Annotated in this window: 1 pseudogene; it reads left to right on the top strand. The window is 32.8% G+C overall.

From position 1 onward, the window contains the following. Nucleotides 1–174 (top strand): annotated as a pseudogene (locus J8281_RS19760) (trehalose synthase); the annotation flags it as partial. Nucleotides 175–345 lie beyond the last annotated feature (171 nt).

Genomic DNA, 345 nt, shown 5'->3' with positions numbered 1-345 from the left:
ATTACTGAAGTAAGAAATGCCAATTTAAATATTGGTTACAACCAAGAACGCATATTTTTATTAAAATACGCCTTACTAGAAAAGGCTGTTTACGAGTTAGGTTACGAGCTTAATTCTCGCCCTGGGTGGGCAATTATTCCTTTAAAGGGAATTTCAAACATTATAAACAACTAACAACAAACCATGGCACACGTTAAACCTTACAGTTTATTTACAGAATTTGATATTAATTTATTTAAAGCAGGAAAACATTTTAGATTATACGAAAAATTTGGATCACACCTTGTAACCGTTGATGGTATTGAAGGTGTATATTTTGCTGTCTGGGCACCAAGTGCTAAACAA

It is taken from the genome of Aquimarina sp. U1-2, assembly GCF_017897595.1.
GTDB lineage: Bacteria > Bacteroidota > Bacteroidia > Flavobacteriales > Flavobacteriaceae > Aquimarina.
Note: the sequence above shows the minus strand (reverse complement) of the source record. Positions and strands in the feature narration are given on the sequence as shown.